The sequence below is a fragment of the Arthrobacter liuii genome, assembly GCF_014639275.1.
In the GTDB taxonomy this organism is placed as follows: Bacteria; Actinomycetota; Actinomycetes; order Actinomycetales; family Micrococcaceae; genus Arthrobacter; species Arthrobacter liuii.
Map to the genome: position 1 here is coordinate 326,916 of NZ_BMFW01000003.1, position 15,111 is coordinate 342,026.

A 15,111-nucleotide genomic window follows, 5' to 3' on the forward strand; every position below is an offset into this window, starting at 1 on the left:
CGGACACCCCCGGAGTCGGCGGATTTCGTCCAAGGGCGGCCGCCCTTGGACCTGTCCTGAAACTACCCTCTGGTGCAGCCCGAATCAATGCATCCAGGCAATTGCAGCCTATTCCCCGCGCAGTCCGTCCAGTGTACGGAGGGCAGCCTCGCGCAGGCCGCGGATCTGCGGTCCCGCCGACAGGATCTCGCGGCTGGACGTTCCCAGGACCAGCGGGTAGGCATCACCGAACGTCGCCCGCAGCCCGGCAGGGGTGGCCCCCTGGGCGCCGAGCCCTGGCGCCAGGATGGGGCCGCGCACGGCAGCCAGGTCCAGGTCCAGGTCCTTCAGGGCGCTGCCAACGGTGGCACCAACCACCAGCCCTACAGATCCCAGGTTTCCTTCGTACCTGGAGTTCTCCGCCGCTGCCGCAGCCGAAATCCTGCGTGCCACTGAGTCTTTGCCGCCCACGTGCTGGACTGAGGCGCCCTCCGGGTTGGAAGTCAGTGCCAGCACGAAGACACCGCGGCCGGTTTCGGCCGCCAGGTCAAGTGCAGGGCGCAATGACTCGAAGCCAAGGTAGGGGCTCAGCGTGACGGAGTCCGCGGCCAGCGGGGACTCGTCCCGGAGCCAGGCGTCTGCATAGGCGGCCATGGTGGAACCGATATCGCCCCGCTTGGCGTCGGCGATGCTGAGGACTGCCTCATCCCTCGCGGTGGCCAGGACTTCCTCCAGCACGGCCATGCCGGCCGAGCCGTGGCGCTCGTAAAGCGCCACCTGGGGCTTGACCGCGGCAGCGAGCGAGGCAACCGCCTCGAGGACTGTCAGGGAAAAGCGCCTGAGCCCTTCGGCGTCGTCGTCCAGTCCCCAGCTCGCCAGCAGCGCCGGGTGCGGGTCGATGCCCACGCACAGCGGGCCGCGGCTGGCCATGGCGGCGCCCAGCCGGGAGCCAAAGGACTCCCGGCGCGCGGCTGGTTCCTGGCGCGAGCCGGGTACCTGCTCAGGCATGCTGCAGGGCCGCCTTCTGCGACTCGGCAAGCGCTGCGGCGTGCTCCTGCAGGCTGGTGACGGACCACTCGTAGGTACGCATGGCTTCGATGGCCTGGACTGCGGCATTGAACTCGGCCACCGTGGTGATGCACGGAATGCCGATGGACGTTGCCGCGGCGCGGAGCTCGTAGCCGTCGCTGCGGGCTTCGCCGCCGGAGGGGGTGTTGAAGACCATGTCGATCTCGCCCGCCACAATGAGGTCGGCAATGGTGCCTTCCCCTTCGGCGCTGCTGCCCTCGGCCACCTTGCGTACCGGGGTGGCCTGGATGCCGTTGCGGCGCAGGACGTCGGCGGTGCCGCCGGTGGACACAATCTCGAAGCCGAGGTCGGAGAGCCGCTTGACCCCCATGATCACGGAGCGCTTGTCCCGGTTGGCCACGGAGACGAACACCTTGCCCTCGGTGGGCAGTGCGTTGTTGGCACCTGCCTGGCTCTTGGCGAAGGCGGTGTCGAAGTGCTTGTCGATGCCCATGACCTCACCGGTGGAGCGCATCTCGGGCCCGAGCAGCGAGTCCACGACCTTGCCCTCGAGGGTGCGGAACCGGCTGAACGGCAGCACCGCTTCCTTGACGGCCACGGGGGCATCCAGCGGCAGGTTGGAGCCGTCGCCGACTTCCGGCAGCATTTTGTAGGCGCTGCGGAGCTGGTTGATGGTCACGCCGGTGCCGATGAGGGCGGCGGCTTTGGCCATCTGGACGCCGGTGGCCTTTGACACGAACGGCACGGTCCGGGAGGCGCGGGGGTTGGCTTCCAGGACGTACAGGACGTCGGAGGCCAGCGCGAACTGGATGTTGATGAGGCCGCGCACGCCCACGCCTTCAGCGATGGCGCGGGTGGCGGTGCGCACGCGCTCGACGACGTTGCTCCCCAGGGTGATGGGCGGCAGGACGCAGGCCGAGTCACCGGAGTGGATGCCGGCTTCCTCGATGTGTTCCATGATTCCGCCCAGGTATATGTCGGTGCCGTCATAGAGGGCGTCCACGTCGATTTCGACGGCGTCCTCCAGGAAGCGGTCGATCAACACCGGGTGGTCCGGGGTGATCTCGGTGGCGTTGGCGATGTAGCGGGAGAGGTTGGGCTCGTCGTAGACGATTTCCATGCCGCGGCCGCCCAGCACATAGGACGGGCGGACCAGGACCGGGTAGCCGATCTCGTCAGCGATCTTCTTGGCGTCCTCGAAGGAGACGGCCGTGCCGTTCTTGGGCGACACCAGGCCGGCCTTGTCCAGCACGCGGGAGAAGGCGCCGCGATGCTCGGCCAGGTCGATCGCCTCCGGGGAGGTGCCCAGGATGGGCACACCGGCATCGGCCAGCTGCTGGGCAAGCTTCAGCGGGGTCTGGCCGCCCAGCTGGACGAAGACGCCCATGACGCCGCCGGTGCGTTCCTCGGCCGCGATGACCTCGAGCACGTCTTCAAGCGTGAGCGGCTCGAAGTACAGGCGGGTTGAGACGTCGTAGTCGGTGGAGACGGTTTCCGGGTTGCAGTTGACCATGACGGTCTCGTAGCCGGCCTTTCGCAGCGCCATGGAGGCATGGACGCAGGAGTAGTCGAACTCGATGCCCTGGCCGATGCGGTTGGGACCGGAGCCGAGGATCAGGATGGACGGTTTGGCGTGCAGCGCAACCTCGTCCTCCTCGTCGTAGGAGGAGTAGTGGTACGGCGTGTACGCGGCGAACTCGGCGGCGCAGGTGTCCACGGTCTTGTAGACCGGCCGGATGCCCAGGGCCTGCCGGACGCCGCGGACGACGGCCTCCGGGTTGTGCGTCAGCGCGCCGATCTGCTCGTCGGAGAAGCCGTGCCGCTTGGCGCGCTGCAGCATCTCCTGGGTCAGGGCACCTGCCTGGCGGATCTCGCGGGAGATCTCGTTGAGCAGTTCCAGCTGGTCGAGGAACCAGGGGTCGATCTTGGTGGCTTCGAATAGCTGTTCCACGGTGGCGCCGCCCAGGAGCGCGCGCTGGACCTGGTGCAGGCGGTCCGTCGTCGGGCGCTTGGCCTTTTCGATCAGTTCCGCGACTTCCCATTCGGGAACGCTGCTGAAGTCCAGCTGCGAGCCCTTCTGTTCCAGCGAGCGGAGGGCCTTCTGCAGGGCCTCGGTGAAGTTGCGGCCCATGGCCATCGCTTCGCCCACCGACTTCATGGTGGTGGTCAGGGTGTTGTCCGCCGCCGGGAACTTCTCGAAGGCGAACCTCGGGACCTTGACCACCACGTAGTCCAGCGTGGGTTCGAAGGACGCGGGGGTCTTCTGCGTGATGTCGTTGGGGATCTCGTCCAGGGTGTAGCCCAGGGAGAGCTTGGTGGCGATTTTGGCGATGGCGAAGCCGGTGGCCTTGGACGCCAGTGCGGAGGAACGGGAGACGCGGGGGTTCATCTCGATGACCACCACGCGGCCGGTGGCGGGGTCGATGGCGAACTGGATGTTGCAGCCGCCGGTGTCAACGCCCACCTCGCGGATGACGGCGATGGCGACGTCGCGCAGCTTCTGGTATTCGCGGTCGGTGAGGGTGAGCGCGGGAGCCACGGTGATGGAGTCGCCGGTGTGCACGCCAACGGGGTCGAAGTTCTCGATGGAGCAGACCACAACCACGTTGTCGTTCTTGTCCCGCATCATTTCGAGCTCGTATTCCTTCCAGCCCAGGATGCTCTCTTCGAGCAGCACCTCGCTGGTGGGGCTGTACTGCAGGCCCTGGCCTACGATGCGGCGCAGGTCCTCCTCGTTGTAGGCCAGGCCGGAGCCCAGGCCGCCCATGGTAAAGGAGGGTCGGACCACCATGGGGTAGCCCAGGTCGTCCGCTGCCGTGAACGCCTCATCCATGGTGTGGATGATGTGGCTGCGGGCGGACTCGGCGCCGCAGCGCTCCACCACGCCCTTGAACTTCTCGCGGTCCTCGCCAAGCTCGATCGCTGCGATGTTCGCTCCGATCAGTTCCACGTTGTACTTCTCCAGCACGCCGTTCTTGTCCAGGGCGATGGCGGTGTTGAGCGCGGTCTGGCCACCCAGGGTGGGCAGCACGGCGTCCGGGCGTTCCTTGGCGATGATCTTCTCCACCACCTCGGGGGTGATGGGTTCAACGTAGGTGGCGTCTGCGAACTCGGGGTCGGTCATGATGGTGGCCGGGTTGGAGTTCACGAGGATGACGCGGAGGCCTTCCTCCTTGAGGACACGCAGTGCCTGGGTGCCGGAGTAGTCGAATTCGGCGGCCTGGCCGATGACGATCGGGCCGGAACCGATGACCAGGACGCTCTTAAGGTCAGTTCTCTTGGGCATTACTTCTTGTCCTCAGTCTTGTTGTCGGAGTTCTTCGGCGCTGCGGCGCCCTCAACCGGGTTATGCACGCTGTCCACGGGCTCCTTGGACAGGTTGGCATTACCGCCCTCCCGCGTGCCTTCCATGAGGTCGATGAAGCGGTCGAACAGGTAGGCGGCATCGTGCGGGCCGGCGGCTGCTTCCGGGTGGTACTGCACGGAGAACGCCGGGATGTCCAGGCAGGCGAGGCCTTCCACGACGTCGTCGTTCAGGCTGACGTGGCTGACCTCCACCCGGCCGTAGCGTCCCTCCGGAGCCTGGGTGGCGCCGTCGAGCGGTGCGTCCACGGCAAAGCCGTGGTTCTGGGAGGTGATTTCCACCTTGCCGGTACGCCGGTCCATGACCGGCTGGTTGATGCCGCGGTGGCCGTAGCGCAGCTTGTAGGTGCCGAAGCCCAGGGCGCGGCCCAGGATCTGGTTGCCGAAGCAGATGCCGAAGTAGGGCAGCTTCTCGTCCAGGACTGAGCGGAGCAGCTTGACCTGGGCGTCGGCCGTGGCGGGGTCGCCGGGACCGTTGGACATGAAGAAACCGTCCGGATTGACTGCCTTGACGTCCTCGAGGGTGGCGGTGGCGGGAAGCACGTGGACGCGGACGCCGCGCTCGGCGAACCGGACCGGGGTCATGGCCTTGATGCCAAGGTCGATCGCCGCGATGCTGAAGCGGGGTTCGCCGTCCCAGCCGTGGTCCTTCGGTTCCACCACATACGCTTCGTCAACGCTGACTTCCTCGGCCAGGCGGGCGCCTTCCATGGGCGCACTCGCCAGGACGGCGTCGAGCAGTTCCTTATCCGTGCTTTGCGCTGCCTCACCGGAGAAGATGCCGGCGCGCATGGTTTTGTGCTCGCGCAGGTGCCGGGTGATGGCCCGGGTGTCCACGCCCTGGATGCCGACGATGCCCTGGGCCACCAGCTCTTCGTCCAGCGACCGCTCGGAGCGCCAGTTGGAGGGCCGGCGCGCGGCGTCGCGGACGATATAGCCGGCCACCCAAATGCGCCGGGACTCGGCGTCGTCATTGTTCACGCCGGTGTTGCCGATGTGCGGGGCCGTCTGGACCACCAGCTGGCGGGCGTAGGACGGATCGGTGATGGTTTCCTGGTAGCCGGTCATGCCGGTGGCGAAGACGGCCTCGCCCAGGGCGGTGCCGGTGGCGCCGTAGCTGGTGCCGCGGAAAATGCGCCCGTCTTCGAGAACCAGCGCAGCCGGGGCCGATACAGGAGCGGAGGTGGTTGCTGTCAATGTATTCGCTTTCACTGTCTTACTTTCCACTGGTGGCACCAGCCGCTGGGGCTGACGAAATCAAATCCTGAAGGGCCTGGTACAGCACGTCCTTGTCGGCGGCGCGGCGGGTGCGGAAACCGGTGTCCAGTTCATGCGCGCCGAGCGTCCAAGCCAGCACCAGCAGGCCATCCTTTTCCACGAACTTGCCGGCCATGCCGCTGTCCTGGCGGACACCGGTAAGGGAGGCTGCGGGGATGTACAGGGCAGGTGCCCCTGACCGCTCGTAGAGGACGCCGTGCGGGTAGAGCGCGAGGGTGGCATTGGTGCGGATGCCCAGCCCGTGCACCGCGATCCGGTCAAGCCAGTCGCCGGCCGTTGTGGTGGCCACGTACTGTCCCTGTGCGGCGGCGGTGGGTTCGCCCGGCGCGTCGGGCACCTGCGGCAGCTGCTCGACGTCGGACTGGCGCCTCAGCCGGCTCCGCCAGCCTGCCCACATCATCACCAGGACGACGGCGATGATCGCCCCCGTGACGACCGCGGACAGAAGCTTGGTATCCATTAGGCAACGCCTGCCGGAGTCGCGGCGGCATCCGGGTGCGGCGAGTTCAGTGCACCATCGAGGACCGTGGCGTGGCCCTTGTAGAAGGTGGCCACTACCTTGCCGGGGAGCTCCCTGCCCTTGAACGGCGAGTTGCGGCCCATGGTGGCCATCTGGAAGGGGTCCACTGTCCAGCGTGCGGCCGGATCCACCAGGATGAGGTTGGCGGGCTCCCCGGCTTCGATGGGCCGGCCCTGGTCGTTCAACCGGCCGATCCTGGCGGCGGCGGTGGACGTGACCCTGGCGAAGTCAGCCCAGGTCATCAGTCCGGTTTCGATCATGGCGTGCTGGACCACGGACAGGGCCGTTTCCAGTCCGGTCATGCCCATGGCAGCCTGCGCCCACTCGCATTCCTTGTGTTCGCTGGGGTGCGGTGCGTGGTCGGTTCCCACAACGTCGATCGTGCCGTCTGCCAGGCCGGCGCGCAATGCCTGGACGTCGGCGTCGGTGCGCAGCGGTGGGTTGACCTTGAAGACGGGGTCGTAGCTGCGCACCAGGTCGTCGGTCAGCAGCAGGTGGTGCGGGGTGACTTCGGCAGTGACGTCGATCCCGCGTTCCTTGGCCCAGCGGATGATGTCCACCGAACCTGCCGTGGACACGTGGCACACGTGCAGGCGGGAGCCGACGTGCTGGGCCAGCAGGACGTCACGGGCAATGATGCTCTCCTCGGCGACCGCGGGCCAGCCAGCCAGGCCCAGGACGGCGGAGACGTCGCCCTCGTTCATCTGTGCCCCGGCCGTGAGCCGCGGTTCCTGCGCATGCTGGGCCACCACGCCGTCGAACGCCTTGACGTACTCCAGGGCGCGGCGCATCAGCACGGGGTCGTGGACGCAGATGCCGTCGTCGGAGAACATCCGCACCGCGGCGCGGGAATCAGCCATGGCGCCGAGCTCGGCCAGCTGCTCCCCCGCGAGGCCGACGGTGACGGCGCCTACCGGGCGGACATCCACCCAGCCTGCTGCGCGGCCCAGCGTGTAGACCTGTTCCACCACGCCTGCGGTGTCGGCCACGGGGGTGCTGTTGGCCATGGCGTGCACGGCGGTGTAGCCGCCGAGGGCTGCTGCCCGCGTCCCGGTCTCCACTGTCTCCGCGTCCTCGCGGCCCGGTTCGCGGAGGTGGGTGTGGACGTCCACCATGCCGGGCAGTGCCACCAGGCCGGTTGCGTCGATGACGGTGGCGCCGTCAGCGGAAAGCCCGCTGCCGATCTCGGCGATGATGCCGTCGCGGACAAGCAGGTCGGCAGGATCGCCGCCCAGGATGGCAGCGCCTTGGATGAGGTATGTTCCGGTGTTGCCTGCCATCAGTTGCTCTCCTTGGTGGGGGCGGCGGCAGCGTAGGCCGGTGCCCGGTGTGTGGCTGGTTCCCGGGTATCCCCGGAGAGCAGCAGGTACAGTGCGGCCATCCGCACGGACACGCCGTTTCGGACCTGGGCCAGGACGGTGGAACGGGGCGAGTCCGCCGCGGCGGCGCTGATCTCCAGGCCCCGGTTCATGGGACCCGGGTGCATGATGATGGTGTCCGTGAGGCCAAGGTCGTCGAGTGCCCTGAGACGGTTGTTGTCAAAGCCCCAGCGGCGCGAGTATTCCCGGGTACTGGGAAAGAATGAGGCGTTCATGCGTTCGCCCTGCACCCGGAGCATCATGACGGCGTCAACGCCGTTCGCCAGGGTTTGGTCCAGGTCGTAGCTGACGCTGCAGGGCCACTTTTCGACGCCGACGGGCAGCAGCGTGGGCGGTGCCACCAGGGTGACTTCCGCCCCGAGGGTCCGAAGCAGCCAGACGTTGGAGCGCGCAACACGGGAGTGCAGGACGTCGCCGGCGATGGCCACGCGCATACCCTTGAGGTCGGTCCCTTCGGAGCCTGTGCCGGAGAGACGGGCCCAGTGCCTGCGCATGGTGAAGGCATCGAGCAGGGCCTGGGTGGGGTGTTCGTGGGTGCCGTCGCCGGCGTTGATGACAGCTGCCTCGATCCAGTCGGTTGCGGCGAGCCGGTAGGGTGCGCCGGAGGCCCAGTGCCGGATCACGACGGCGTCAGCCCCCATGGCGGACAGCGTCTGGGCCGTGTCCTTGAGCGACTCCCCCTTGGATACCGAAGAGCCCTTGGCGGCGAAGTTGATCACGTCGGCCGACAGCCGCTTGGCTGCGGCTTCGAAGGAGATGCGGGTGCGGGTGGAGTCTTCGAAGAAGAGGTTGACCACCGTTCGTCCGCGAAGTGCCGGAAGCTTCTTGACTTCCCGCTCCCCCACGGCTGACATTTCCTCGGCTGTGTCCAGGATACGGATGGCGTTGGCGAGGCTGAGGTCCTCGGTGGACAGGAGGTGTTTCATGCGCCGCCTTCGATCACGACTTCGTTGACCGGAATTCCGGCGCCGGACGTGTCTGTCTCTTCAAGCCGGACCCGGACTTTTTCCGCGGAGGAGGTGGGCAGGTTCTTGCCCACGTGGTCCGCCCGGATGGGAAGTTCGCGGTGGCCCCGGTCGATCAGGACGGCGAGCCGGACGATGCGGGGGCGGCCCAGGTCGACGAGGGCATCCAGGGCCGCCCGGATGGTGCGGCCGGAGTACAGGACGTCGTCGATGAGCACCACCACTTTGTTGTCGATGCCTGTCCGGGGCAGCCTGGTGGGGTACGGCGGCCGGGTGCCCTGGTGGGAGAGGTCATCGCGGAACATGGTGACGTCAAGCTGGCCCACAATGGCAGCGGCATCAACGGTGTCGTCAGCGGCGGCGATTTTTTCCGCCAACCGCACGGCCAACGGGTATCCGCGGCGGGGGATGCCCAACAGGACCAGGTCCCGGGAACCCTTATTGGCTTCGAGGATCTCATGGGCGATACGAGTGAGGGCCCGGTCGATGTCCGCCTGGCTGAGGACAACCCTGGCTGGAACCGGTGCGCTGGTGACAGAAGTCAACGCTCGTCTCCCCTTTCCCCGCCTCACAGGACGGAATTAAAAAAGGAACATTTGCTGTTCAAAATTACCATACGGTCCCTGCCGGGCGGGTCCCCGGGCAACGCGGCGATGGTCACATCCGGCTGCCGGGAGGCGCGGATTCTTTGTGGCGCGGCAGTGCCCGCTTAGGCTGTCCGATATGCCGATGTCTTCGCAGCACCCTTCCTCCGGGCTCCCCGGCGACCACTATCGCGGGGCGGATGGTCCCCTGCCCCGGCAGGCCAACCCCAGCTGGATGGGACAGGTGCAGCCGGAACACTACCAGGCGGCCCCGGGTCACCAGGGCCAGCCGCTGGCAGTGGTGGTTCCGCCGCCGGCGCAGGGGGCCGCGCTGAGTGTATCGCGGACCCGCAGCGGGCTGGTGGGGCTGACGGTCGCCGGCGGCGTGCTCGCTTTCCTGAGCCTGTTCCTGGTGGTGCCTTTCCTGTTGTCAAACACCGGCGCCGCGGGTTTCCTGATCGGTTTCCTGGCATCCCTGATCCCGCTTTCGGTGGTCCTGGCGGCGGTGCACATCATCGACAGGTGGGAACCGGAACCTAAGCGGCTGCTGTTCTTCGCCTTTACCTGGGGCGCAGCGGTATCCGTGGCGGTGACCCTGCTCATCCAGCCTTTCTTTGTGATCGCATTCCAGTTTTCGGACCTGCCCGACCTGCAGACCTACATGGCCACCGTGCAGGCGCCCATCGTCGAGGAATTCGCCAAATCGCTTGGCCTGCTCATCCTCCTCCTCGCGGCCCGCCGGCAATTCGACGGACCGGTGGACGGGGTGGTGTTCGCCTTCACCATCGCCGGGGGGTTCGCCTTCACCGAAAACATCCTGTATTTCGGCAGGGCCATTGCGGAATCGGCGTCACCCGCCAGCGACTTCGCCCAGGTCTTCTTCCTCCGCGGCGTCATGTCCCCATTCGCCCACGCCATCTTCACCGGCACCACCGGCCTTGTCATGGGCTTCGCTGCCCGGCGCTGGAACACCGCTGCTTCAATTGGTGCCTTCTTCGTGGGGCTGCTGCCGGCAATGTTCCTGCACAACAGGTGGAACAGCATGGGGCAGGGATTCCTGCTGGACTACATCGTGGTGCAGGTGCCGATCTTCGTGCTGGCCGTGGGCGGCATCATCTTCCTGCGGGTGGCCGAGAAACGGCTGACCCGCCAGCGCCTCCTGGAGTACTCCGCCGCGGGCTGGTTCACACGGGCGGAGGTCCAGCTCCTGGCTACCCATGGCGGCCGCCGCACCGCCCTGGCATGGGCTGCCAACGCGGGACGGAAGCGGCAGATGAAGCAGTTCCTGAAGGCAACCACCCAGCTGGCCAATACCCGCCAGCGGATCCTGGGCGGACGCGACGTGCCGCTCCACCAGGCCGAGGAACGGCAACAGCTGCAGCAGATCGTCTCCTTGAGGGCGGCCATCGCCGGGTAACCCCCATCCGGGTGGCAACGCAGAAGAGCCCCGCCGATGTGGCGGGGCTCTTCTGCGATGTCCGTGCAGGCTGGCTATGCGAGCAGCGAAGGCTTCAGCTGCTGCAGGCGGCCCAGGAGTCCGTTGATGAACTGCGGAGACTCATCCGTGGACAGCGTCTTGGCCAGTGCAACGGCCTCGCTGACCGCCACGCCGTCGGGGACGTCATCGTTGTATAGAAGCTCCCAGGTGCCGATGCGCAGGATGATGCGGTCCACGGACGGCATCCGCTCCAGGCTCCAGCCCTGCGAGTAGGTCTCCAGGAACTCATCGATGGCTGCCTGCTGGGACACCACGCCTTCGACGATTTCCAGGGTGTAGGGGTTGACCACCTGGTCGGTCTTTTCCCGGCGTGCGCGAAGCACGTCGAACGCTGAAACAGAGCGCTGCTCCGCCTCGAAAAGAACATCCAGTGCCCTGTTGCGGGCTTTACCGCGGGCGCTCACTACTCAGAAACCCGGCCCAGGTAGCTGCCGTCGCGGGTGTCCACCTTGACCTTGGTGTTGTTCTCGATGAACAGCGGTACCTGGATCTCGTAGCCGGTTTCCAGGGTGGCAGGCTTGGTGCCTGCGGAGGAGCGGTCGCCCTGCAGGCCCGGCTCGGTGTAAGTGATTTCGAGGACGACGCTCGGCGGCAGCTCGATGTAGAGGGGATTGCCGTCGTGGATGGCAATGTTGACCATCTGGTTCTCGAGCATGAAGTTGGTGGCATCGCCCACCGTGGCGCCGGAGACGGTGATCTGGTCGTAGTCAGAAGTGTCCATGAAGACGAAGTCCGCACCGTCCTGGTACAGGTACTGGTAGTCGCGGCGGTCCACCGTGGCCGTCTCGATCTTGAGCCCGGCGTTGAACGTCTTGTCAACAACCTTGCCGGACATCACGTTGCGCATCTTGGTCCGCACAAAGGCGCCGCCCTTGCCGGGCTTGACGTGCTGGAATTCGATGACGTTCCAGAGCTGGCCCTCGAGCTTCAGGACCGTGCCGTTCTTAATGTCGTTAGTGGTTGCCACTGGTTTCCTCTGGTTTCTTTGTCTGGCCGCGTGGTCAGATGCTGTATGCCGGGCGGGCACGCCGCAACGGCCCGCCTGCACGTGTTTGTCAAAAATCGCGTGGGTGCAAAAATTCCACAACCATTCTACCGGTAAATACCGGACAGCCTTTCCACGCCCATCCCCTGCCGGTTCAGCAGGCCAGGTCCAGGACGTCCCTGGCCCGCTGCAGCGCCACCGTGGAAGAGTAGATCTGCGCGGCGTCGGCGGACTGCGCCACCCGCAGGTCCAGCGCTTTGGAGAAGGACTCAACCGCGGCGGAGGTTTGTCCCGCAGCGTACTGCGTCCTTCCGAGGTACTGCAGGGCCAGCGCCTCCCGCGGCGTGCCGTGCACCTCGGAAAGGAGCTGGCGGAACAGCTCAATGGCACGGTCCATCCGGTGGGAGACGCTGAGCACCTCGGCTTCGAACACGCGCAGCCGGAACGACTCCGGGTCCCTAAAACGTGCTTCAGCCAACAGTTCGGCAGCTTCGGATGCGTGTCCCTCAACGAGCAGCACAAAGATGTGGTCGGCCGGATCGGTGGAGGCGGCCAGGGCCTCCCTGACGGCATCGTCGTTGACGATCTGCGGCCGCAGGGTATCCGGGTTGATCCGGACTCCCGGGAACCCGGCTTGGGGCCAGTCGGCGGTGCCGCTCATGTCGCCCTGCATCAGGAAGCAATTTCCTGGTAGGCCGCGAACAGCAGCGAGGTGTCCGGGACATCGAGGATGCCCGGTTTGGCAATGCCGTCCAACACCACAAAGCGCAGCAGGTCGCCGCGGGATTTCTTGTCGCGCCGCATCCCGTCCAGCAGGCCCTGCCAGCGGTCCCGCCGGTAGGTGACCGGGAGCCCAAGCCCGTCCAGGATACTTCGGTGCCTGTCGGCGTCGGCATCGCTGAGCCGCCCGACGCTGCGGGCGAGTTCCGCGGCAAACATCATGCCCACGGACACCGCGGCGCCGTGCCGCCAAGAGTAGCGTTCCACCAGTTCGATAGCGTGGCCCAGGGTGTGTCCGTAGTTCAGGATCTCCCGCAGCCCGGACTCCTTGAGGTCCTCGGAAACCACTTTTGCCTTCACGGCAATGGCCCGCTCGATCAGTTCGCGGAGCGCGTCGGAGCGGGGGTCCACCACGGCGGCAGGGTCCTCTTCCACCAGGTCCAGGATGGCGGGATCAGCGATGAAGCCGCACTTGATGACCTCTGCCAGGCCGGAGATGATTTCGTTCTTCGGCAGTGTGTCCAGGGTGTCCAGGTCCGCCAGGACGGCAGCGGGCGGGTGGAAGGAGCCCACGAGGTTCTTGCCTTCCGCGGTGTTGATGCCGGTCTTTCCGCCCACAGACGCGTCCACCATGCCCAGCAGGCTGGTGGGCATGTGGATGACCTTGACCCCCCGCAGCCAGGTGGCGGCAACAAACCCCGCAAGGTCCGTGACTGCTCCCCCGCCCACGGCAACGATGGCGTCCGAGCGGGTAAAGTCGTTCTGTCCCAGGACCTGCCAGCAAAATGCGGCCACCTGGATGTGCTTGCCTTCTTCGGCGTCCGGGATCTCCGCCGTGAGGGACGTGAATCCGGCGGCTGCCAGTTCATCGCGGACCGTGTCACCGGTGAGGCGCAGGGCGCGGGGGTGGACCACCAGGACCCGGCGGACGCGCTCTCCGAGCAGCGCTGGAAGGTCACCCAGCAGGCCCCGCCCGACGACGACGCCGTAGTTGTTGCCGGCGCCTTCGCCGGTGACGTTGATGACTGTTGATTGCGTGTTCACTTTTCAACTTCCTGTTTGGCAGCTGCGCGGTTCCGCAGTGCTGCTTCCAGGCGGCCGCCAAGTTCGGGTACCGAACCGTGGCGGACGTCCAGGGTGATGTCGGCCAGCCTCTCGTAGACCGGCCTGCGGGTGGCGAACATTGCTGTCCAGCGGCCCATGGCATCGCCGGCAAGGAGCGGCCGGCCGGAGTTCCGGGCAATCCTGTCAACCACGGTTTCGGCGTCGCACTCCAGGTACACAACGATGCAGCGGCTGATCAGCTGCTGCGTCCCCGAGTCGAGCACCGCGCCGCCGCCCAGCGAGATAACGGTGGGGGTTCCTTCGGCTTCCTCGACGGCGTCGGCTACGGTCCGCGCCTCAATTTCACGGAACGCGTGCTCGCCACGGCCGGCGAAGATATCGGCGATGGATCCGTGGCCGGCAACGATGACGGCATCCGTGTCAACGAACCGGGCACCCAACTGCTGTGCGAGCTGCTGCCCAATGGCCGATTTACCCACGGCCATGGGACCGATGAGGACAATCGGCCGGTCACCGACGGGACCAGGACTGCTGGGGTGGAGCACTACTGGCCGATCGAGTCCAGGGATGCCGGGATGTTGTCCAGGTAGCCCTTGATGTTGCGGGCGGTTTCCGCCACTGAGTCACCGCCGAACTTCTCGATGACGGCTTCGGCGAGGACCAGGGCCACCATGGCTTCGGCTACCACGCCGGCGGCGGGGACCGCACAGACGTCCGAGCGCTGGTGGTGTGCCTTGGCCGGTTCGCCGGTGCTGACGTCGATGGTCCGCAGGGCGCGCGGCACCGTGGCGATGGGCTTCATGGCTGCGCGGACGCGGAGGACGTCCCCGATGCTCATGCCGCCTTCGATGCCGCCTGCGCGGTTGCTGGCGCGGACAATGCGGCCTTCGCCGTCCCGGACAATCTCGTCGTGGGCGGCAGAACCACGGCGGGCGGCGGTCAGGAAGCCGTCACCGACCTCCACCCCCTTGATGGCCTGGATTCCCATGAGTGCGGCAGCCAGCCTGGCATCGAGCCGGCGGTCCCAGTGCACGTAGCTGCCAAGTCCGGGCGGGAGGCCGTAAGCCAGGACTTCCACCACACCACCCAGCGTTTCGCCTTCCTTGTGCGCGGCGTCCACTTCGTCCACCATGGCGTTCGAGGTCTCGCGGTCGAAGCAGCGCAGGGGGTCCGTGTCCAGGGCAATGACGTCGCCCGGTACGGGCAGCGGACGGCCTTCCGGTACGGTCACGCTGGCGATGGATACGGTGTGGCTGACAAGTTCGATGCCGAGCTGCCTCAGGAACTGGGAGGCTACGGTGCCCAGCGCCACGCGGGTGGCGGTTTCCCGGGCACTGGCGCGCTCCAGCACCGGACGGGCTTCATCGAAGCCGTATTTCTGCATGCCGGTGAAGTCGGCGTGCCCCGGCCGGGGCCGCGTCAGCGGCGCGTTGCGGGCCTGGTCTGCGAGGACTTCGGGGTCCACGGGGTCGGCGGACATGATCTGCTCCCACTTGGGCCATTCGGTGTTCCCCACCTGGATGGCAACGGGACCGCCCTGGGTGCGGCCATGCCGGACGCCGCCAAGGATGGTGACCATGTCCTGCTCGAACTTCATCCTCGCGCCGCGTCCGTAGCCAAGCCGGCGGCGGGCCAGGGAGTCTGCGATGTTGCCGCTGGTGATTTCCACACCGGCGGGGACGCCCTCAATAATTCCCATCAGAGCCGGGCCATGGGATTCACCGGCAGTCAACCAACGCATACTTT

Annotated in this window: 14 protein-coding genes; 1 reads left to right on the plus strand and 13 read right to left on the minus strand. The window is 66.7% G+C overall.

Translation table 11 applies throughout. The annotated features are described in order from the left end of the window. Positions 1–108: 108 nt before the first annotated feature. The 7 genes from pyrF to pyrR are packed head-to-tail and all read right to left on the minus strand — an operon-like array spanning position 109 to position 9,058. Positions 109–987, minus strand: a complete 879-nt coding sequence (gene pyrF, locus IEW19_RS05445) for an orotidine-5'-phosphate decarboxylase (protein ID WP_188570649.1) — start codon at positions 985–987, stop codon at positions 109–111. After that, the gene (gene carB, locus IEW19_RS05450; RefSeq protein WP_188570650.1) at positions 980–4,294 is read right to left on the minus strand and encodes a carbamoyl-phosphate synthase large subunit; all 3,315 of its coding nucleotides are present in this window, start codon (positions 4,292–4,294) and stop codon (positions 980–982) included. Before carB ends, pyrF begins: the two co-directional genes overlap by 8 nt. Continuing rightward, positions 4,294–5,607 (minus strand): glutamine-hydrolyzing carbamoyl-phosphate synthase small subunit, encoded by a 1,314-nt coding sequence (gene carA, locus IEW19_RS05455; RefSeq protein ID WP_188570651.1) that lies wholly within the window; start codon positions 5,605–5,607, stop codon positions 4,294–4,296. Before carA ends, carB begins: the two co-directional genes overlap by 1 nt. After that, the gene (locus tag IEW19_RS05460) at positions 5,588–6,109 is read right to left on the minus strand and encodes a PH-like domain-containing protein (RefSeq protein ID WP_188570652.1); all 522 of its coding nucleotides are present in this window, start codon (positions 6,107–6,109) and stop codon (positions 5,588–5,590) included. The genes carA and IEW19_RS05460 overlap by 20 nt, the downstream gene beginning before the upstream one ends. Further along, positions 6,109–7,449 carry a dihydroorotase gene (locus IEW19_RS05465; protein WP_188570653.1) on the minus strand — a complete coding sequence of 447 codons (1,341 nt, stop codon included), beginning with the start codon at positions 7,447–7,449 and terminating at the stop codon, positions 6,109–6,111. Before IEW19_RS05465 ends, IEW19_RS05460 begins: the two co-directional genes overlap by 1 nt. Then, positions 7,449–8,474, minus strand: a complete 1,026-nt coding sequence (locus IEW19_RS05470) for an aspartate carbamoyltransferase catalytic subunit (protein ID WP_188570654.1) — start codon at positions 8,472–8,474, stop codon at positions 7,449–7,451. Before IEW19_RS05470 ends, IEW19_RS05465 begins: the two co-directional genes overlap by 1 nt. Further along, complete coding sequence (gene pyrR, locus IEW19_RS05475; protein WP_188570655.1) at positions 8,471–9,058, minus strand: bifunctional pyr operon transcriptional regulator/uracil phosphoribosyltransferase PyrR; 588 nt, start codon at positions 9,056–9,058, stop codon at positions 8,471–8,473. Before pyrR ends, IEW19_RS05470 begins: the two co-directional genes overlap by 4 nt. Positions 9,059–9,242: 184 nt before the next feature. Between pyrR and IEW19_RS05480 the strand changes: the two genes are divergently transcribed. Continuing rightward, a complete protein-coding gene (locus IEW19_RS05480; RefSeq protein ID WP_229748349.1) occupies positions 9,243–10,514 on the plus strand; it encodes a PrsW family intramembrane metalloprotease in 1,272 nt (423 codons plus the stop codon). 74 nt (positions 10,515–10,588) lie between these two features. On the opposite strand, the gene nusB is transcribed toward IEW19_RS05480, so the two are convergent. The 6 genes from nusB to aroC all read right to left on the minus strand — a co-directional run bounded on the left by nusB (position 10,589) and on the right by aroC (position 15,106). Next, complete coding sequence (nusB, locus tag IEW19_RS05485) at positions 10,589–10,999, minus strand: transcription antitermination factor NusB (protein WP_018761427.1); 411 nt, start codon at positions 10,997–10,999, stop codon at positions 10,589–10,591. Then, a complete protein-coding gene (gene efp, locus IEW19_RS05490) occupies positions 10,999–11,562 on the minus strand; it encodes an elongation factor P (RefSeq protein ID WP_141160347.1) in 564 nt (187 codons plus the stop codon). Before efp ends, nusB begins: the two co-directional genes overlap by 1 nt. A 172-nt stretch (positions 11,563–11,734) precedes the next feature. Next, positions 11,735–12,253 (minus strand): tetratricopeptide repeat protein, encoded by a 519-nt coding sequence (locus IEW19_RS05495; protein ID WP_188570657.1) that lies wholly within the window; start codon positions 12,251–12,253, stop codon positions 11,735–11,737. Further along, entirely contained in the window at positions 12,253–13,344 is a 1,092-nt protein-coding gene (gene aroB, locus IEW19_RS05500) for a 3-dehydroquinate synthase (RefSeq protein WP_188570658.1), read from the minus strand. The genes IEW19_RS05495 and aroB overlap by 1 nt, the downstream gene beginning before the upstream one ends. Then, positions 13,341–13,910: a shikimate kinase gene (locus IEW19_RS05505; protein WP_188570659.1), complete on the minus strand. Its 570-nt coding sequence runs from the start codon at positions 13,908–13,910 to the stop codon at positions 13,341–13,343. The genes aroB and IEW19_RS05505 overlap by 4 nt, the downstream gene beginning before the upstream one ends. After that, complete coding sequence (gene aroC, locus IEW19_RS05510; RefSeq protein ID WP_188570660.1) at positions 13,910–15,106, minus strand: chorismate synthase; 1,197 nt, start codon at positions 15,104–15,106, stop codon at positions 13,910–13,912. Before aroC ends, IEW19_RS05505 begins: the two co-directional genes overlap by 1 nt. Between the last annotated feature and the right edge of the window lie 5 nt (positions 15,107–15,111).

Excerpts from the sequence above, each read along its gene's own strand:
- pyrF (WP_188570649.1), bottom strand. The coding sequence starts at position 987 with ATGCCTGAGCAGGTACCCGGCTCGCGCCAGGAACCAGCCGCGCGCCGG.
- carB (WP_188570650.1), bottom strand. The coding sequence starts at position 4,294 with ATGCCCAAGAGAACTGACCTTAAGAGCGTCCTGGTCATCGGTTCCGGC.
- IEW19_RS05460 (WP_188570652.1), bottom strand. The coding sequence starts at position 6,109 with ATGGATACCAAGCTTCTGTCCGCGGTCGTCACGGGGGCGATCATCGCC.
- IEW19_RS05465 (WP_188570653.1), bottom strand. The coding sequence starts at position 7,449 with ATGGCAGGCAACACCGGAACATACCTCATCCAAGGCGCTGCCATCCTG.
- IEW19_RS05470 (WP_188570654.1), bottom strand. The coding sequence starts at position 8,474 with ATGAAACACCTCCTGTCCACCGAGGACCTCAGCCTCGCCAACGCCATC.
- IEW19_RS05480 (WP_229748349.1), top strand. The coding sequence starts at position 9,243 with ATGTCTTCGCAGCACCCTTCCTCCGGGCTCCCCGGCGACCACTATCGC.
- IEW19_RS05495 (WP_188570657.1), bottom strand. The coding sequence starts at position 12,253 with ATGCAGGGCGACATGAGCGGCACCGCCGACTGGCCCCAAGCCGGGTTC.
- aroC (WP_188570660.1), bottom strand. The coding sequence starts at position 15,106 with ATGCGTTGGTTGACTGCCGGTGAATCCCATGGCCCGGCTCTGATGGGA.